We start from the raw sequence: 16,298 nt of genomic DNA on the forward strand, positions 1-16,298 counted from the left end.
GGGGTGTGGCGGGCGGGATACCTCGTGGAGTCCAGAGCCGGGTGACGATCAGATGTTGCGGGCCTGACCGCTGCCCTGAGCTCAGAGGTGGCCTGAGCTATCTGATCATCGAGCATCAGCGCGGAGAGCTGTGGTGGTCGGGTCTGTGTGAGTGCGAGCCCAGGGGTTCGTTCGTTGACCGTCTCCCACTCCGATCGCCTCGATGAGATCTTCGTCGGTCGGGCGGGGGCGATCGTGAATCGTGAACGTTTGCGTGGGGCCGGCGCGTTACTGCCCTGGAGGGTTGTCCAGGGCGCGGCGCAGCGTCCACCGGGAGACGCCGAGTCCCTTGGCGACTGATGTCTGGGCCTTGCCGGCGGCCAGAAGGATGCGCGCGTCGTCGATCTGCTCAGGGGTGAGGGAGCGGGGGCGGCCACCGACGCGGCCGCGGGCGCGTGCGGCGTCGAGGCCTTCGCGGGTGCCTTTGATGATCTGCTGGCGCTGGAACTTGGCGATGGCGGCGAACACGGTGAAGATGAGCTCGCCGAACATGTCGTCGCTGGTGTCGAGCACGATGCCGTCGAGGGTGCGGAAGTGCCGGCCACGTGCGTGCAGGTCGTCTTCGACGATGGCGAGCAGTTCGCGGGTGTCGCGGCCGAGGCGGGTCAGGTCGAGGACGACGAGGGTGTCGCCGCGGCGCATGTGCCCGAGGGCCGCGCCCAGGCCGGGCCGGGCGGTGCCCTTCTTGCCGGAGGCCTTGTCGAGGAAGATCTTGGCGCATCCGGCGGCGGTAAGTGCGTCGATCTGCCGGGCGAGTTCTTGGGCGTCGGTGGAGACGCGGGCCAGGCCGATGAGATCTTCGTGGGCGCCTGGGTCGTCGTTGTCGATGACGATCTCGTTCACCGGGCCTCCGTGCGGGGGATGGCTGAACCACGTGTAGCAATAAGGATAGTAGTCCGTGTTCTGCTACATCACGGTTTTGCCCCATAGTTTTGCTACCGAAATCAGGGCGGGCATCCGGCCGGGATGATCACCTTCGGCGGTGGGGCGAAAACGATCGTTTATGCTCCGCAGCGGGGTGATCACAGGGTCGTGGACATATCTCAACGAGATTTCTCGCTAAGGACCAAAGTGGCCGGGCCCGGCAGGCCGACGGCGGCCAGGTGCGGTGGCCACTCGGGGCCGCGGCCGACGCAGCGGGCGATCCAGGCGGCCTCGCGCAGCCGGGTGTCGGCGTGGGCGCCGCCCAGGGGGTCGCTCAAGAGCGGGTTTCTGGTGGAGAGCCGCACGCGCAGCCTGTGCCTGTGGAAGGGGGCGGCCGGCTACTACGACGTGGTGGTGGACGGTGAGGCGAACCCGGACGCGGCGTTCGTCTACCGGCGGCCGAGCTTGCTGGCTCGGAAGATCAAAAATCACGTGGCATTCTGGCGGGGCGTCCGGCCCGCGTTCCGCGTAAGTCAGGGTCCCTAGAGGCTAGCCCAGCCTGAATATGCTGGTCGGCGGCCCGGGCCCACAGGTGGCCTTCCGGCTGTGGTCAGAGTTCGTTCGATGCGGTCAAGCCGCGAGCCAGGGTTTTGATCGTCGTTTCGAGAACATCGTCATAGGTGTCGCCGTACAGGTGCCGGTTCATGACGATCAGTCCGATCGTCCGGATCACCCCCAAGATGATTTCGGGGCGGACGCTGCTGTCGATGACGCCGTCGGCCTGGCCCTTGGCGATGTAGTCCAGCAGGGGGTCGATCACGTACGGCGTGACGCGGGCGACCTCCTCGACGCCGATCCTTCTGGTGACCGCCCGCAGTTCCTCGGGGTGGGTGAACAAGCGCCGGTAGAACGGGTCGGTGGTCAAAACCACCGTCCAGGTGCCCATCACCTCCGCCAGTGATTCCGCACTGACGGGACGCCGGAACACCTTGCCGTGCCGCTGTGCGATCAGCGGTGCCCGGCGGATCATGACCTCCTTGTAGAGAGTCTCCTTGGAGTCGAAGAAGGCGTAGAAGCTCGCCTTCGAGATCCCGGCCGGCGCCGTCAACTCCTCCAGTGAGGTCTTCTTCAGCCCCTGCGAGGCGTACAGCCGCTCGGCGGTGTCCAGCAGGTCGGCGATGATGCGCACCCGCTCCTCCTCGGTGAACGCAACAGCCACGACAACCACCCAAGCCCGCATCGGATACCTGGTCCCAAGGCTACAAGTGGCGGCACCGCGGCCGGTATTGCCGAGTGGGCACGGGCGACGTAAGCTATAACTGAATATCCAGTCCGGTCATAGCTTTGGTTGGGGTTGATAAGGCGTCATGCCAAAAGGGGCGAAGGGCTTCCAGATGAGTGATGAGATGTGGGAGCGGCACGCCAATCCCTGGAGTGTGTGGACCCGCTTCGCGGCGATCCCGCTGATGTTCGCGGCGATCTGGAGCAGGGTGTGGCTCGGCTGGTGGTGCCTGGCCCCGATCGCCGCAGTGTTGGTGTGGTTGTGGCTGAACCCGTTCGTCTTCCGGCCTGTGCACACGCCCGTCGCCTGGTCCTCCAAGGGCATTTACGGCGAGAAGATGTGGTTTAAGGACAAGTGGCCGGTCTCCGCCGATCACCGCCGGGTCCAGCGCCTGATGATGGTGGTCGGGGGGCCGATCACATTGTCACTGATCGCCTACGGGCTGACCGCGCTTGAGCTCTGGCCGACCGTCTTCGGCGCCACGGTGCTGACGATGGGCCAGCTATGGCGGATCGATCGCTTCGCTCAACTGTATGAGGAGCAAAAACGGCTGGGCGCTGTGCAGTAAGCGATCCGCTGCTGTCGAAATGGCACTGACGCTGGCGCAACGCCTACGTGCCGCCATCTCGACGTACTGGCGCCCCGATGCCGCGAACACGCCCGCCTCCGAAGGGAGAAAGGCATCTGCTGCGGCGGACGACCCCTCGCACCCCGCAGCCTGAAACGCTCATCCAACCCGGTGAGCGTTCCGGCACAGCGCTAGGCAAGGTTCGGCGCTTCCGAATTCTCGGTATTTAAGCAAGAAGGAGCTCGGTGAGCATTACCAGCGCATTGATGGCCCGGCAGGCGAAACTCCCGACCGCGGAGACTCGCAACGTCTCCGTGGAGCGGGATCTACGCATCCCGATGCCCGACGGCGTCGTTCTGCTGGCCGACCACTACGCTCCCCAAGGACTAGGCGACCGGCCGACGATCCTGGTCCGATCGGTCTATACCGATCGGACCAAGGGCGGCGTCGTCGGCCGGGTGATCGCCGAGCGCGGCTTCCACGTGCTGATCGTCAGCGGCCGCGGGGTCTGTGGTTCCGGCGGCCGGCTCACCCCGTTCGTCTGCGAGCACGACGACGGGCTCGCTGTGCTGGCTTGGCTGAAGAAGCAGGACTGGTTCACCGGGCAGCTGGGCACCACCGGCAGCAGCTACCTGGGCTTCACCCAGTGGGCCATCGCCGCCGAGGCTGGGCCGATTCTCCAAGCGATGACCACCCAGGCCACCAGCTCCGACTTCCGCAGCATGCTGTATCCCGGTGACGCGCTGAGCCTGGAAATCTTCCTGGGCTGGCTCAGCATGGTCCACAACCAGGAAAAACCCATGACCGCCTTCCTGGCCGCCATCCTGCACGGCGCGAACAAACGCGCCGCCGCCGCTCGCCACCTTCCCCTCGCCGATGCCGACACGGTGGCCACCGGCGCCCCCGCACCGTACTGGCGCGAGTGGCTCGACCACCAAAGCGCCGACGACGTCTGGTGGTCGAGCAGCGATCACCGTCACACCGTGGCCGACGTGACGGCCCCGAACCATCTGATCAGCGGTTGGCGCGACTTCATGCTGCCCGCGCTGGTCCGGGACTACCGCACGTTGCATCAAGCCGGGCGCCGGCCGTACCTGACCATCGGCCCCTGGCATCATTGGCAGACCGAGCTGTCGATGACCGCCATGCGCGAAGGCATCGCCTGGCTGCGCGCCCATCTGCTGAAGGACCACGACGGGCTCCGCGAAGCGCCCGTACGCATCTACATCCAGGGGGCGGAGGAGTGGCGTGACCTGCCCGTCTACCCTCCTGCCGAGGCGCGCCCGCAGCGTTGGCACCTGCAGGGCGGCGGCGGCCTGGCCACAACCACGCCGACAGCGTCCGCACCTGACCGCTACCGCTACGATCCCGCGGACCCGACGCCGGCCGTGCTGGGCATGCCCCGGCTGATGGGCAGCACCCGAAAGTCCGGCGAGCAGGTGCTGGCCGGCCGCGATGATGTCTTGACCTACACCGGCACCCCGCTGCCGGCCGACCTCGACGTCATCGGCATCCCGGTCGCCGAGCTGAGCGTCACCTCGAGCCTGACGTACACCGACTTCTATGTGCGGTTGTGCGACGTCGCCCCCTCCGGGAAGGTCACCCACGTGTCCGAGGCACTGCGCCGCGTCACCGGCGACCAGCCGATCGACACGCTGATCACCATCGAGTTGTGGCCCACCGCGCACCGCTTCAAGCAGGGCCACCGCATCCGAATGCAGGTCGCCAGCGGTGCCTTCCCCCGATGGGACCGCAACCTGGGCACCGGCGAGCCGATCGCCACCGCCACCGCGATGCGCATCGCCGACCAGCAAGTCCACCACGATCCCGCACGCCCATCGGCCATCGTCCTGCCGGTCATGGCGACCACCTGACTCGGGGTGTCGATCCCACCAGCGATCCGCTCTGGCCCTCCGCCAGTCGCGGCGAGTACGCACGCTGGTTGAGCGTGGCACCGCGTGTATCGGTCGCGTGTTCGACGATCGGCAGATCGGTGGCGTTGCCGAGGAACTCATCCAGCGCGAAGTGACCCTCCCGCGCCGTCGGCACGATGATCTTTGTGCCGTACGTCGACCACTGATCGGAGACATGGGTGTAGGTGGACAACACCTGCCCGCCGTGGATGGTCATGGTCCGCCCGGTCACGCTCTTGCCGCGCACCGGAAATCGTTGTCCATCCGAAGACGACATGGTGCCGCCGCCGAACACCTTGGCCAGCGCCAGCCCGTAATGGTGATCCACGACGCAGGTGTTGGCCTCGCGCAACGTCTCCTCCCGCACATACCACTCCATCGTCCAGGCGAGGGTGTCGTAGGAGATGCCGCACGCCTCGCCCATCTTGACCAACCCCAAGTTCGTGGCCTGGCTGATCAGCACCGCGAGGATGTTGCGCTTGATCTCGGGGCGAGCTGGCCAGCTTCTTGCCCGCGGCGTGGGTGAAGCAGTCCAGGAACTTCGTCCGCGCGTCGAGCTCGATCAGCAGTGAGGCGATCGGCGCGAACGGCAACATGCCCGCCAGCTCGTCTTTCAGCTCCTTGGCCTCGGCCGGGATGTCCTCGGCCGACAACGACGGAATCACCAGATGATCGTCGTCATCCAGGCGGACCGCGCCGCTGTCGTCCGGCAGGGCGCCCGCCAGCGTGGTCTCCAGCTCCGCCAGGGCGGTGTGCAGTTCCTGCTTGCCCTGCTCCAGCGCGTCCGCCGCCTTCGCCGGTTTACGAACCAACCGGCAGAACTCGGCCCGGCGCGGCTCCCACTGCTCGGGCGTGTACAGGTAGGTGGCCGGGTCGGCGTAGCGGCGCGAGCCCGGCACGAACACATCCCCACTGCGCAACCCATCACGCAGACCCAGCAGCACACACAGCTCCCAATAGTGGCGAAAGGCGGTGTCATCGCCACCCTTGCGAGCCTTCTCCAGGTAGTCGGCGTACCGGGTGGGCACGAAGACCGTCGGCGCACCGTTGGGGACCTTACGGCCGCCGGTCCGGTTCAACTCCTTCAAGATCGCCATGGCCCGCATCAGCTCGGTCGTGCCCGGCCCACCGTGAAAATCGATCGCCGACAGCACCAGCGGAGTGAACTGCCGCAGGTAGGAGTAGGAGGAGGCCATCTCCGACAGGCGGCCGTGATCCTTGGGCAGCGCCTTCCACCCGCCGGTGGTGACCTCCCGCAGCTTCCCCATCCCGATCCGCTCCCGCAGCAGGCCGCCGACCTGCTCGTCAGGAACCCCGGGGTCGGCCAGCACCGGCAAGATAACCTGCAGCAGCAGCTGCCGGGCCTCGCCGGTCTTGGCCCGCTCCACCAGCGCCTCGTCGGTCTTGGTCTTCGCCCGCGACTCCCGCGCCGAGACCGCCTGATCGAACAGCGACACCACCTCATCGAGCTGGTCGATCGCCGCCTGAGCGACGAACGCCAGCAGAATCGGATATCGGCGCTCGCGGCGCCGCTCCAACCCCTGGTTGGTGGACCGGCGCGCCACCTGGGCCAGAAACCGACGCCGCTCGTTCGGCAGCGCCGACAGATCCAGCAGGTGCGCGTCCATCGCGCGCAGCCACGCCAGCTTGTCGATCGAGGTCTTCACCGCCGTCGCCGAGGCCTCGGTCGCCGCTTTGGTCAGCCACTCCAGCCGGGTGCACCCCAGCCCGGCATCGACCTTCAGCAGCAGATCCAAATCCGAGCGCACCTGCGCGGTCAGCACGTGCGCCACCTTGTGCGAAGTCAGCTCTCCCGCCGCCGCCCGGGCCGTGCCGACCAGCTTCGCCAACGCGATCGCCCCAGGCCGGATCACCTTCGCCGACATCAGATACTCGCGCGCCAGGTTGAACAACAGCGTTGGGGAGTCGTGCTCCATGGCCCTGTCCTGCAGGAACTGCTCTAGTTCCTTCATCTCCTGGCTGCCGGTCGCGGCCTGCTTCCAACCTAGTTACTTGGCGACCTGGCCCACATGATCGGACCGGGTCTGGGTCCGCTGCCCGTATCCCCGCAGCGCCCCTGGATGCAGGCCCAACGCGGTCGCCAGCCGGGCCACCGCCTCCGGCGGAGCCGACCCCACCTCATCGGGCACAAACCCCAGCCACGGCAGCGTCGCGACCATCACAGCCATCCCGAGCCGATCGGCCGGACCGCGTCCCCGCCCCGGATCCACGAACGCCACATCCGCGGGCGTCAACGTGAAGTGCGTGATCAACTCATCGCGGCCGATCTCCGGGAACGACCGCAACTGCTCCAACTGCTCGCGGGAGAACATCTTCTCCGACACCGAACCACCCCACGCTCTAGACCGGACAAACCGGAACAGAACGTAGCGGAAACGATCTCAGGCCCTTACATCGACCCCTGTATCACCGCAGCTCAGAGCTATATGTGTTGGATTCTTCGACAGGACTACTGGGGCCCCGAACGACCGCCGGATGGCGGGCGACCGGCCCGATGGCGCTGCGACGCACGTCGCTGAAGCGCCGTGAGCTGCGCCCAGATGACATCGCGGTGCAGGTCGACTACTGCGGCGTGTGCCATACCGACCTGCACGCCCTGCATGTCAACTCGTCGAAGGACTGTCCCCACTCCTCGCCGCCGTCGCGATATTGCCGGTCATGATTTCCGTCGGCGGGATGGCGGTTCTCGCCTCCGTGCTCGTCCGCCGCTTCGGCCACCCGCTCGTCTTCGGGGCGGGGGCGGCCGTGGCCGCCGCGGGGATGCTCGCCTTCAGCCGCCTCCCGGCCGACGGTGGCCTGGTCCACGCCATCGTCTCCTCGGCCTTCATCGGAGAAGGACCCTGACAGTGGGGCCGCCCGCGATCATTACATGTACTTGCGTACATATATGCCTTCGTGTATGTTCTGAGTCGTGGTCAACGGTGTGCAACAGCGATTAACGGCGATCTCGGAGCCGAACCGGTTCCGGATCGTGGAGTTGCTCAGGGACGGCCCGCAGTCGGTGGGTGGGATCGTCGACGCGCTGGGTTTGGGCCAGCCGCAGGTGTCCCGGCATCTGCGGCTGCTCGCCGAGGCGGGCGTCGTCGAGGTGTCCAAACGGGCCCAGCAGCGGATCTACCGGCTGCACCCCGAATCGATACGCGAGTTGAGCGACTGGGTGCAGGGATTCGCCGCCTTGTGGTCGGCGCGGATGGATCGCCTCGGCTCCTTTCTCGAAGACGACCGCGCACCCGACGAGACGAACCAGCAAGGAGGTTGAGCATGTCCGAAGACACCGCGGACGGCATCGTGATCGACAGGTCGAGTAACACCATCCACATCAGCCGTGCCTACGCCGCCGGCGTCGACCGTGCCTGGTGGGCTTGGACCGACGCCGAGGCGATCACCCGCTGGTGGGGCCCGCAGGGATGGGCCGCGACCGTGTACGAGATGGACGTCCGGCCGGGCGGACGCTGGCGGTTCCAGATCGCGCCGGTGGACGAATCGGCCGCCCCGGTCCGCAGCATCGCCACCTACAAGGCGGTCATCGCCCGCGCCAAGTTGAACTACGACGACACTTTCGCCGACGAGGCGTGGCGATCCGACGGCACGGGCACCTTCCCGACCTCGGTCACCTTCGCCTCGGCCGGCACCGGCTGCACCGTCAACGTCGCGGCGAGCTTTCCCGACGGCCGAGCGCTGCAGCGGGCAGTCGAACTCCAGGTGGCCGAAGGCTACGCCGAAGCTCTCGACCGGCTCGCCACCCTGCTGGACGACCCGCAGGGCAATCACGCCGACGCACCATCAACTGAAGGAGAAATGATCATGTCCGGCCTTTCCACCATCACCTCCGCCGACGGCACGACGATCGCCTACGAAAAGATCGGTTCGGGTCCCGCGATCATCGTGATCAGCAATGTCGCCGAGGATCACACCGGGGTCGCAGGCGTGGCCAAGGCGTTGTCCGAGCACTTCACCGTGATCAGCTTCGACCGTCGCGGCCGCGGTGCCAGCGGTGATCCGCAGCCCTACGACCCGGCGCGCGAGATCGACGACATCGCCGCACTGATCGAGGTCGCAGGCGGCTCCGCGGCCCTGGCCAGCGGCTCCGGTGGCAGCGGGCTGACCCTGGACGCGGCCAGTGCGCTGGGTGACAAGGTCACGGGACTCTACCTGTACGAGCCGCCGTTCATCGTCGACGGCTCCCGCTCTCCGGCGCCCGCCGACTACGTCGAACACCAGGAAGCCCTGGTCGCGGCGGGCAAGCGCAGCGAGGCCGTCGAGTACTTCATGACCGAGATGATCGGCGTCCCGGCCGAGTACATCCCCGCGATGAAGCAGGATCCTTCCTGGGACGCAATGGCCGATTACGCCCACACCTACGCCTACGACGGCCGGATCCTGCGCGGGCTCCAGGACGGCAAGCCGCTGCCCGCCGACCGCTGGTCGATCGACGCACCGATCGCGGTGGCCGTCGGCGGCAACGGTGAGGCCTTCATCCGTAAGGGCGCCAACGCACTGGCCGCGATCCTTCCGAACGTCACCGTGCTGACGCTGCCCGACCACGATCATTCCGCGTTCTGGATGGCGCCGGGACCGGTCGCCCGGCAAGCCCGCACCTTCCTGCTCGGCTGACGATCACAAACCGCGGGTCAGGCAAGCAGGCGGCCGGGTGATGTACCTGTCCGCGCCCGCTGACCACCAGCATGCCCCGCCGCGTGGCCGCCTATGCCGCCTCGGCCGACGCGCTGAAGTCGATCTCGGGCAGATCGGGGTCGAAGTCGTCGGGGCGCAGCCGAGGTACGTCGGTGGCGCACAGGCCGAGCCGGCTGATGTGCGCGGTCAGGCAGGGCGATGGCTGCGCGACGTCTGCGGCGCTGATCTCCCAGCCCTCGGCCAGGCGCTGGCGCATCACCTCCATCATGTCCAGCGCCGTGTGGAAGATCGCACAGTTCGCCGGCAGAGAGTTGAATTCAATCGCCTTCTCCTGCTCGGCCGGGTCGTCGTTGCCGAAGCGCAGCCGACGGGAGAACCCGTTGAAACCCTCGGCCCTGTTCGTGACTGCGGCGATGCGCCCCCGCAACGCGGGCCCGGCGAGGAAGCGCAGCAGCGCCACGGTGCGCACGCTGCGGCCGGGCCTCCCGAAACGCGTCGATGGTGTCCCGGCGGCCGACTGGTCGCACCGCGGCCGGCCGAAGGCGGTCATCACCTTCGCCGTCCACCGCCAGAAGATCACCCGCATCGCCATCGACACCGCCCCGGACCGGCTCCACGATCTCCACATCGCCTACCTCTCGGCCGGCGGCAAGGGGCGGCGTTGACCGGCATGGGCCTCGGACTCTCCTCCTGTGCGCTCGCCGTTCACGACCTCGCCAAGGCGCTCGCCTTCTACCGTGACGTATGCGACGCCGTCTTCGAGCGCATCGAGGCCACGGGCGCCGAAGTGATGCAGGAGCCGATCGACCGGCCCGGCGGCACCCGCGACTGCGCCTTCCTCGATCCCTCCGGCAACCTGCTGCGATTCATCCAGTCGCGGTGAGTCCCGCGGCGTCCAGGGAGGTCGGCGTCCAGAGGGCGGCGTCCATCTGCTGGGGCGACGGATGTACGAGACGATGCTGCACTGGGAGACCGCCGACCAGGATCCATCGCTCGACGAGTCACGGCTTGAGTGGCGGGGAGATCGGGCGGTCGCGAGCCGAACCGGAGGTACGCCCAGGCCCGCCCGCCGCGTCCCATCCGGGCGCAGGGGCGCTGATCCGGCCCGACGGGTACGTGGCCTGGGCGGGCCGGCCGTGCGGACAGCGTGCGCAGCCCCGAGGTGCGTGGTCTGATGACCCGCGCGTTGTGCGGCAGGCGTGACCTGATCGTCCGTCAGTGCCGGGCGGCGGGTCTCGATGTCACCGAGGGCGACGCCATGTTGCCGGAGATGAGCGCGCTGGGCATCGTGTTCACCGCGCTGACCACCGGTGTCCCGCAGGACACCGCCGGGCGGGTCACCATAGTTCGAGCTGGCGCACGATCGGGGTGATGGCCTCGTTGAGGCGGCGGACCAGCAGCACGATCGTACGGCGGGCGGTCTCGGGCAGGTCGTCCTGCGGCTCCTGCGGGGCCTCCGGCAGTCCGTCGAGTGGGATCGGGGTCTGGGCCAGCAGCGTGCCGCGCAGGTAGGAGGTCTTGACGAGGTCCTGTTCGGAGGGTTCGAGGAACTGGCCGAAGGTCTGTGGCCAGTCGCGCCACTGCCGGTCGCCCTGCCAGTCGGGGCTCCAGGCCAGCGTGGCGGGCCGCGGGGAGACCAGCTCGACGCGGGCGGTGAGGGTGCCGTCCCACTGGTTGCGCACGCACGTCGCCGAGAGGATCCGCCGGTGCCAGCGCACGTATCCAGGAGACAGCTCGGGTGAGGTGGCGATGCGCCAGGCGGTGCAGGCGAAGGACACCGGGGAGATGTCGTCGAGCGCGGGGACGAACTCCTCGGCGTTGCGCCGCAGGTGCTCGCCGTAGCGGCTGCGCCCGTCCGTGGCGCGCTCTCGGTCGTACTCGTGGTCGATCCAGAAGGCCACGGGTTCGCTCATGGGTCACGGACCTCGCACAGGGACTGGACGCGGACGGCAGGGGCCCGGCCGGTGAGGCCGGGCCCGGCGTTCACTCTACGCCCGGTGCCGCCGGGTGCGCGGGGTGACCGGATGAGTACCATGACGGGGCTGAAAGGAGCGCGATATGAGCGGCCTGGTGACCTCGGTGTCTCGCAGTGCGGGGCACACGTTCTCCAAACCGGTGTGCGACGGCGTGCGGCTGCTGGCCGGGCTGGGCGTCGAGGGGGACGCGCATCTGGGCGAGACCGTCAAGCACCGCTCGCGGGTGGCGCGCGACCCGAGCCGTCCCAATCTGCGGCAGGTGCACCTGATCCACGCCGAGCTGCACGATGAACTGGCGCGGGCGGGTTTCGCGGTCTCGGCCGGGCAGATGGGGGAGAACATCACCACGCGCGGCGTGGACCTGCTCGGCCTTTCGGCCGGGGCGCTGCTGCGGATCGGCGGGCGGGCGGTGGTACATGTCACGGGGCTGCGCAACCCGTGCGTGCAGCTCGATGACTTCATGCCCGGGCTGATGGCCGCCGTCCTGGATCGCGACGAGCACGGCCATGTGGTCCGCAAGGCCGGGGTGATGGGCGTGGTGGTCACCGGCGGTGAGGTACGGCCCGGCGATGAGGTGCTGGTGGAGCCGCCGCAGGGGCCGCACGTGCCGCTGACACCCGTATAGCTCGTTTAGCCCGGCCCGCCCGGCTCGGCCCCGCCTCGCCGCGGGGCCTTGCGGGCATCGCTCGCTGGTCAGGCCGCGGGCTCCTGGTTGATCCGCACCATGTTGCCCGAAGGGTCGCGGAACGCGCAGTCGCGCGGGCCCCACGCCTGGTCGATCGGCTCCTGGAGCACCTCGGCACCGGACGCCCGCACCTTCTCGAAGGTCGCGTCGAGGTCGTCGGTGCGGAAGACGATCATCGGCAGGACGCCCTTGGTGAGGAGTTCCTGCAGGGTGTCGCCGTCGGCCTGGGAGCGGCCCGCGTGCGGATCGGACAGCACGATCTCAAGACCCGGCTGGGCGGGGCCGCCGAGCGTCACCCAGCGGTGGCCGCCGGAGGCGATGTCGTTGCGGACCTCAAGGCCGAGCGCGTCGCGGTAGAAGGTGAGCGCCTCATCGACGTCGTTGACGGTGATGTGGCAGTAGCGAAGTGCGATTGTCATGGGGTAAACGCTAGGCCGCGGCCTCGCGTCCGGCTTCTCCGATCCTGCTCGGAGTGGTCCTGGCCGGCCGGGTGTGCACCTTGGCCACGCACGGGGGCATGGCCGCCACCGCGCGGTGCTCGCGGGCGCGGTAGGCGCTCGGCGTCTCGCCCACCAGCTCGGTGAAGCGCGAGCTGAACGAACCCAGGGAGGTACAGCCCACGGCCATGCACGCGTCGGTCACGCTCACCCCGGCGCGCAGCAGCGTCATCGCCCGCTCGATGCGGCGCGTCATGAGGTAGCTGTAGGGGGTCTCGCCGTAGGCGGCCCGGAACTGCCGGGAGAAGTGCGCCGGTGACATCAGCGCGTGGCGGGCCATCGTCGGCACGTCGAGCGGGCGGGCGTACTCGCGGTCGATCAGATCCCGCGCCCGACGCAGGTGCGCGAGGTTGGCGAGGTCTTGCGGAGTCATGCCAGCAGCGTATACCCACCCACCGACAATCACCCCGTGACCTGCGCGAAAGCGCCTGCACGCTCAGTCGCCGAACTCGGCCAGGAAGCGGTGGAACTCGCGGTTGAACACCTCGGGGTTGTCCTGGTTGGCGTTGTGCCCGGCGTCGGGGATCACCACGTACCTGATCCGCGGGTCGCTCGCCGCCCATCCGGGGCCGTCCTTGCGGATGTTGCCGGTGCCGTCGCGCTCTCCGTGGGTCAGCAGGAACGGCACCTCGACGCGGAACCCCGGCAGGCCGCGGCGGGACAGGGCGGTGGCGACCGCGGCGAAGATCTGCACGGTCGCGCGCCGGCCCACCTGGCCGATCGCGTCGACCGCGTAGGCCCGGACGTCGTCGCGCACACTCGTGGCGGCCGCGAACATCGTCCGCAGGGCGCCGCGTGGCATGAGGCCGAAGGACAGGTAGGTCAGGCGCAGGATCAGCCAGTCCATCGCGGACAGCGGGGCCGCGATCGGCGTGCAGCCGACGACGACCAGGGCGCGGAAGCGGTGCGGGTGGAGCCGGATCGCATGCTGGGCGATGTAGCCGCCCATGGACTGCCCGACGATGATCGTCTGTTCGACGCCGGCGTCGTCGAGTATCGCCACCAGGTCCTCCACGTGGTCTTCGATGCCCGTCCCGCCGGGGCCGAAGGGCTGGGAGCGGCCGTGCCCGCGGGCGTCCCAGACGAGGGCGCGGCGGTGGCCGAGAACGCCGGGGACCTGTGCGTTGAACATGCGGTGGTCCATCGTCGCGCCGTGCAGGAAGGTGACCGGCGTGCCGCCGGGCTTTCCGCCGCTCCAGTAGTGTAGGGCGGTGCCGGGGCGTTGCAGGACGCGCATTTCGAGCCCGTGCGGGGTGTTCGTCCAGTCGGTCGTGGCGTTGTGACGGGTTTCGCTCATGGTGCCTCCGGTGCGGGGCCGCGGGGATCGGGGTGGTCGTTCTCGGCGGTGAGCCGGTCCAGCAGGTCGCGCATGCTCGCGTACGCGGCGGGCGACATCGCGGCCGGCGCGTCGGCGGGGGTGACGGCGCGATCCACGATGGTGGCGAAGGCGCCGATCGTGGCGGCGAGCCGCTCGGGACTGAGTGGCCCGACGACCTTCGACAGCGACAGCAGCCCGACGGTGAAGGCGGCGAGCGCGAGGGAAAGGGCGTCGGGGTCGAGGTCGGCGTCGAGGGAGCCGTCGCGCTGCAGGAGCCGCAGGTATCCGTCCATCCAGGCGAATCTGCGCTGGTAGCGGTCGTCGGCGCGAGTGGCGGCGTAGCCGCCGAGCACGCCCTCGTCGTCGAGGTAGGCGGCGGTGAGAAGGTCGTCGCCGAGCAGTGCGGCGGCGACGACGCGGTAGAGGTCGCCGAGGCTCGCCACGCCGTCGGCGGCCAGTCGTGCGGAAAGCGCCGTGGTGATCCGCCGCATGCTGCGGGCGATGAGCTGGTCGACCAGCTCGTTCTTGCCGGCGAACTCCAGGTAGAGCGCGCCCTTGCCGATGCCGCAGCGCTCGGCCAGCGCGCTCATGCTCATCCCGTCGAATCCGCGCTCCAGGATCAGCGTCTGCGCGGCGTCGAGAATCCGCTCGCGCCGGTGCGGGATCTGCGGCCGGGGCATGCGATGACCCCCCTCCTCGTAGTGACCGGTTTCAGGGTATCGGTCACTACGAGGGGCCGGCAAGGAGCCGGGCGGCGCGAGCGTGCAGGTAGCGCTGCTGGGGGAGGCTGGTGGTGCGCTCGGCCGCGGTCAGATAGGCGGCGCGCGCCGCGGCATGGTCCCCGGCCATCTCCAGCAGGTGCCCGCGTACGGCGTGCGGGCGGTGGTCACCGGCCATCCGCCCGTCCGACTCGATCGCGGCCAGCAGCTCCAGGCCCGCCCGCGGGCCGCGGGACATCGCCACGGCCACCGCGTGGTTCAGCGCCACCACGGGATTGCCCGCGATGCGCAGCAGCACCTCGTACAGGGCGGTGATCTGCGGCCAGTCGGTCGAGGCGGCGTCGGGTGCCTCGTCGTGGACGGCGGCGATGGCGGCCTGGAGCTGGTAGGGCCCCGGCGCGCCCCTGGGCAGGGTCCGCGACAACAGCGCCAGGCCTTCGGCGATGCGCCCGGCGTCCCACAGCGTGCGGTCCTGTTCGGCCATCGGGATCAGCGACCCGTCCGGGCCGGTGCGGGCCGGTCGCCGCGCGTCGGTCAGCAGCATGAGCGCCAGCAGCCCGGCGACCTCGCCGTCCCCGGGCAGTAGCCGGTGCACGATGCGGGTCAGCCGGATCGCCTCGGCCGACAGCTCGGCGCGGTGCAGGACCGGGCCCGAGGTGGTGACGTAACCCTCGTTGAAGATCAGGTACAGCGCGTGCAGGACCGCGCCGAGCCGTTCGGCGCGCTCGGCGGGGGGCGGCGCGGCGAACGGGATGCCGCTCGCCTGGATGCGCTGCTTGGCGCGGGTGACGCGCCGGGTCATGGTCTGCTCGGGCACCAGGAACGCCCGGGCGATCTCCGCCGTGGACAGGCCGCCGACCGCCCGCAGGGTGAGCGCGATCTGCGAGGCGGGGGTGAGCGCGGGATGGCAGCACATGAACAGCAGGATGAGGGTGTCGTCGGAGTCGGCGGGCGAGCGCGCGGAGTCCGGGGCCAGGCTGTGGGCGAGCGGTTCGCGCCGCGCGGCGGCGTCCTCGCGGCGGCGGCGGGACTGCTCGGCGCGCAGCAGGTCGGTCAGCCGGCGCGAGGCCACCGTGATCAGCCAGGCCGCGGGGTCGTCCGGCCTGCCGCCGTCCGGCCAGCTTCGGGCCGCTGCCAGCAGCGCCTCCTGGACGGCGTCCTCGGCGGTGTCGAAGTGCCCGTAGCGGCGTACGATCGCGCCGAGGACCCGCGGCGTGAGCTCGCGCAGCAGGTCCTCGGTCCCGGCCTGGCGCATCGGGCCGCTCACGCCTCGATCTGTGGCGGGCCGCCGGCGATCGGCCGCACGTCCACGTACCACTCGTGGGAGAGGGCCGCGTCTCGCGGGTGCGGGGTACCGGCCAGCAGCGCGGCGATCTGCGTGGCCCGGTCGAAGCTGTCGCACTCCACGATCGTGTAGCCGGCCAGGACCTCCTGGGTCTCGGGGTAGGGGCCGTCGGTGACGACCGGCACCCCGTCGCGCAGCTCGACCCGCCGGGCGTGCACCGGGGCGCTGAGTCCCTGGCCGTCCACGAACTCCCCGGACTCCACCAGGTCCCTGTTCCACTTCTCCATGAAGGCGTGCAGCGCGGCGACGCCCTCGTCCGGCCACGGCGGGGTGTCGCCGGGCTTGCCGGTCAGGAAGTCGTAGTCCCGCTGCGACCCGAACATCATGATCATGTATTTCACCGGTGTCTCCTCTCGGTCGGCGCCCGCTTTCCCCGGCGCCGCTCACCAGGTACGTCGGAGCGAGCATGCCGGACCGGACACGCCGGCCGCCTCGC

General features: G+C 69.4%; 22 protein-coding genes and 1 pseudogene. 10 read left to right on the forward strand and 13 right to left on the reverse strand.

Annotation, left to right across the window (positions count from 1 at the left end):
- Positions 1 to 267: 267 nt before the first annotated feature.
- Positions 268 to 882: a recombinase family protein gene (locus tag C1I98_RS06990; protein ID WP_199536776.1), complete on the reverse strand. Its 615-nt coding sequence runs from the start codon at positions 880 to 882 to the stop codon at positions 268 to 270.
- Positions 883 to 1,082: 200 nt separating this feature from the next.
- Complete coding sequence (locus tag C1I98_RS43635; protein ID WP_233507302.1) at positions 1,083 to 1,241, reverse strand: hypothetical protein; 159 nt, start codon at positions 1,239 to 1,241, stop codon at positions 1,083 to 1,085.
- A 13-nt stretch (positions 1,242 to 1,254) separates the two neighbouring features.
- Here C1I98_RS43635 and C1I98_RS43640 point away from each other — a divergent pair, with 13 nt between their 5' ends.
- The gene (locus tag C1I98_RS43640; RefSeq protein WP_233507304.1) at positions 1,255 to 1,449 is read left to right on the forward strand and encodes a DUF427 domain-containing protein; all 195 of its coding nucleotides are present in this window, start codon (positions 1,255 to 1,257) and stop codon (positions 1,447 to 1,449) included.
- 64 nt (positions 1,450 to 1,513) lie between these two features.
- Here the strand turns inward: C1I98_RS43640 and C1I98_RS07000 are convergent, their stop codons facing one another.
- Positions 1,514 to 2,122, reverse strand: a complete 609-nt coding sequence (locus tag C1I98_RS07000) for a TetR/AcrR family transcriptional regulator (RefSeq protein WP_158557944.1) — start codon at positions 2,120 to 2,122, stop codon at positions 1,514 to 1,516.
- Positions 2,123 to 2,270: 148 nt separating this feature from the next.
- Here C1I98_RS07000 and C1I98_RS07005 point away from each other — a divergent pair, with 148 nt between their 5' ends.
- Both C1I98_RS07005 and C1I98_RS07010 read left to right on the forward strand, forming a co-directional pair.
- Positions 2,271 to 2,753 (forward strand): DUF6653 family protein, encoded by a 483-nt coding sequence (locus C1I98_RS07005; RefSeq protein WP_111166257.1) that lies wholly within the window; start codon positions 2,271 to 2,273, stop codon positions 2,751 to 2,753.
- A gap of 245 nt (positions 2,754 to 2,998) precedes the next feature.
- The gene (locus C1I98_RS07010) at positions 2,999 to 4,627 is read left to right on the forward strand and encodes a CocE/NonD family hydrolase (protein ID WP_111166258.1); all 1,629 of its coding nucleotides are present in this window, start codon (positions 2,999 to 3,001) and stop codon (positions 4,625 to 4,627) included.
- On the opposite strand, the gene C1I98_RS45565 is transcribed toward C1I98_RS07010, so the two are convergent.
- Positions 4,611 to 5,129 carry a Tn3 family transposase gene (locus C1I98_RS45565; RefSeq protein ID WP_158557945.1) on the reverse strand — a complete coding sequence of 173 codons (519 nt, stop codon included), beginning with the start codon at positions 5,127 to 5,129 and terminating at the stop codon, positions 4,611 to 4,613. The two genes, C1I98_RS07010 and C1I98_RS45565, sit on opposite strands and share 17 nt — an antisense overlap.
- Positions 5,130 to 6,504: 1,375 nt before the next feature.
- Positions 6,505 to 6,999 (reverse strand): annotated as a pseudogene (locus tag C1I98_RS45570) (DUF4158 domain-containing protein); the annotation flags it as partial.
- Between the two features lie 364 nt (positions 7,000 to 7,363).
- Here C1I98_RS45570 and C1I98_RS41230 point away from each other — a divergent pair.
- From C1I98_RS41230 to C1I98_RS07040, 3 genes are all read left to right on the forward strand, one after another.
- Positions 7,364 to 7,531, forward strand: a complete 168-nt coding sequence (locus C1I98_RS41230) for a hypothetical protein (protein WP_158557946.1) — start codon at positions 7,364 to 7,366, stop codon at positions 7,529 to 7,531.
- 67 nt (positions 7,532 to 7,598) lie between these two features.
- Positions 7,599 to 7,946: an ArsR/SmtB family transcription factor gene (locus tag C1I98_RS07035; protein ID WP_233507322.1), complete on the forward strand. Its 348-nt coding sequence runs from the start codon at positions 7,599 to 7,601 to the stop codon at positions 7,944 to 7,946.
- A 2-nt stretch (positions 7,947 to 7,948) separates the two neighbouring features.
- Positions 7,949 to 9,301, forward strand: coding sequence for an alpha/beta fold hydrolase (locus C1I98_RS07040; protein WP_111166262.1), 1,353 nt, complete (start codon positions 7,949 to 7,951; stop codon positions 9,299 to 9,301).
- Positions 9,302 to 9,392: 91 nt separating this feature from the next.
- Here the strand turns inward: C1I98_RS07040 and C1I98_RS07045 are convergent, their stop codons facing one another.
- Entirely contained in the window at positions 9,393 to 9,782 is a 390-nt protein-coding gene (locus C1I98_RS07045; protein ID WP_158557947.1) for a Tn3 family transposase, read from the reverse strand.
- 1 nt (position 9,783) lies between these two features.
- Here C1I98_RS07045 and C1I98_RS41235 point away from each other — a divergent pair, with 1 nt between their 5' ends.
- From C1I98_RS41235 to C1I98_RS07060, 3 genes are all read left to right on the forward strand, one after another.
- Positions 9,784 to 9,987 carry a hypothetical protein gene (locus C1I98_RS41235; protein ID WP_158557948.1) on the forward strand — a complete coding sequence of 68 codons (204 nt, stop codon included), beginning with the start codon at positions 9,784 to 9,786 and terminating at the stop codon, positions 9,985 to 9,987.
- A gap of 5 nt (positions 9,988 to 9,992) precedes the next feature.
- On the forward strand, positions 9,993 to 10,205 hold the full coding sequence (locus C1I98_RS45300; protein ID WP_111166292.1) for a VOC family protein: 213 nt from the start codon (positions 9,993 to 9,995) through the stop codon (positions 10,203 to 10,205).
- 291 nt (positions 10,206 to 10,496) lie between these two features.
- On the forward strand, positions 10,497 to 10,694 hold the full coding sequence (locus C1I98_RS07060) for a hypothetical protein (RefSeq protein ID WP_111166264.1): 198 nt from the start codon (positions 10,497 to 10,499) through the stop codon (positions 10,692 to 10,694).
- Here the strand turns inward: C1I98_RS07060 and C1I98_RS07065 are convergent.
- Positions 10,660 to 11,235: a hypothetical protein gene (locus C1I98_RS07065; RefSeq protein WP_111166265.1), complete on the reverse strand. Its 576-nt coding sequence runs from the start codon at positions 11,233 to 11,235 to the stop codon at positions 10,660 to 10,662. The genes C1I98_RS07060 and C1I98_RS07065 overlap by 35 nt on opposite strands.
- A 145-nt stretch (positions 11,236 to 11,380) precedes the next feature.
- Between C1I98_RS07065 and C1I98_RS07070 the strand changes: the two genes are divergently transcribed.
- On the forward strand, positions 11,381 to 11,923 hold the full coding sequence (locus C1I98_RS07070) for an MOSC domain-containing protein (protein ID WP_111166266.1): 543 nt from the start codon (positions 11,381 to 11,383) through the stop codon (positions 11,921 to 11,923).
- A 68-nt stretch (positions 11,924 to 11,991) separates the two neighbouring features.
- Here the strand turns inward: C1I98_RS07070 and C1I98_RS07075 are convergent, their stop codons facing one another.
- From C1I98_RS07075 to C1I98_RS07100, 6 genes are all read right to left on the reverse strand, one after another.
- Positions 11,992 to 12,402, reverse strand: coding sequence for a VOC family protein (locus C1I98_RS07075; RefSeq protein ID WP_111166267.1), 411 nt, complete (start codon positions 12,400 to 12,402; stop codon positions 11,992 to 11,994).
- 10 nt (positions 12,403 to 12,412) lie between these two features.
- Entirely contained in the window at positions 12,413 to 12,853 is a 441-nt protein-coding gene (locus C1I98_RS07080) for a helix-turn-helix transcriptional regulator (protein ID WP_111166268.1), read from the reverse strand.
- 63 nt (positions 12,854 to 12,916) lie between these two features.
- Entirely contained in the window at positions 12,917 to 13,777 is an 861-nt protein-coding gene (locus C1I98_RS07085; protein ID WP_111166269.1) for an alpha/beta fold hydrolase, read from the reverse strand.
- Entirely contained in the window at positions 13,774 to 14,478 is a 705-nt protein-coding gene (locus tag C1I98_RS07090; protein ID WP_111166270.1) for a TetR/AcrR family transcriptional regulator, read from the reverse strand. Before C1I98_RS07090 ends, C1I98_RS07085 begins: the two co-directional genes overlap by 4 nt.
- Before the next feature lie 46 nt (positions 14,479 to 14,524).
- Entirely contained in the window at positions 14,525 to 15,772 is a 1,248-nt protein-coding gene (locus tag C1I98_RS07095; RefSeq protein ID WP_111166293.1) for an RNA polymerase sigma factor, read from the reverse strand.
- A gap of 8 nt (positions 15,773 to 15,780) precedes the next feature.
- Entirely contained in the window at positions 15,781 to 16,194 is a 414-nt protein-coding gene (locus tag C1I98_RS07100) for a YciI family protein (RefSeq protein WP_233507356.1), read from the reverse strand.
- Positions 16,195 to 16,298 lie beyond the last annotated feature (104 nt).

Source organism: Spongiactinospora gelatinilytica, from assembly GCF_003236385.1.
Classification (GTDB): domain Bacteria; phylum Actinomycetota; class Actinomycetes; order Streptosporangiales; family Streptosporangiaceae; genus Spongiactinospora; species Spongiactinospora gelatinilytica.

What these genes read in the sequence shown, in the direction of transcription:
- C1I98_RS07005 (WP_111166257.1), top strand. Translation starts at nt 2,271, where the DNA reads ATGCCAAAAGGGGCGAAGGGCTTCCAGATGAGTGATGAGATGTGGGAG.
- C1I98_RS41230 (WP_158557946.1), top strand. Translation starts at nt 7,364, where the DNA reads ATGGCGGTTCTCGCCTCCGTGCTCGTCCGCCGCTTCGGCCACCCGCTC.
- C1I98_RS07040 (WP_111166262.1), top strand. Translation starts at nt 7,949, where the DNA reads ATGTCCGAAGACACCGCGGACGGCATCGTGATCGACAGGTCGAGTAAC.
- C1I98_RS45300 (WP_111166292.1), top strand. Translation starts at nt 9,993, where the DNA reads ATGGGCCTCGGACTCTCCTCCTGTGCGCTCGCCGTTCACGACCTCGCC.
- C1I98_RS07060 (WP_111166264.1), top strand. Translation starts at nt 10,497, where the DNA reads ATGACCCGCGCGTTGTGCGGCAGGCGTGACCTGATCGTCCGTCAGTGC.
- C1I98_RS07065 (WP_111166265.1), bottom strand. Translation starts at nt 11,235, where the DNA reads ATGAGCGAACCCGTGGCCTTCTGGATCGACCACGAGTACGACCGAGAG.
- C1I98_RS07070 (WP_111166266.1), top strand. Translation starts at nt 11,381, where the DNA reads ATGAGCGGCCTGGTGACCTCGGTGTCTCGCAGTGCGGGGCACACGTTC.
- C1I98_RS07075 (WP_111166267.1), bottom strand. Translation starts at nt 12,402, where the DNA reads ATGACAATCGCACTTCGCTACTGCCACATCACCGTCAACGACGTCGAT.
- C1I98_RS07080 (WP_111166268.1), bottom strand. Translation starts at nt 12,853, where the DNA reads ATGACTCCGCAAGACCTCGCCAACCTCGCGCACCTGCGTCGGGCGCGG.
- C1I98_RS07085 (WP_111166269.1), bottom strand. Translation starts at nt 13,777, where the DNA reads ATGAGCGAAACCCGTCACAACGCCACGACCGACTGGACGAACACCCCG.
- C1I98_RS07090 (WP_111166270.1), bottom strand. Translation starts at nt 14,478, where the DNA reads ATGCCCCGGCCGCAGATCCCGCACCGGCGCGAGCGGATTCTCGACGCC.
- C1I98_RS07095 (WP_111166293.1), bottom strand. Translation starts at nt 15,772, where the DNA reads ATGCGCCAGGCCGGGACCGAGGACCTGCTGCGCGAGCTCACGCCGCGG.
- C1I98_RS07100 (WP_233507356.1), bottom strand. Translation starts at nt 16,194, where the DNA reads ATGATCATGATGTTCGGGTCGCAGCGGGACTACGACTTCCTGACCGGC.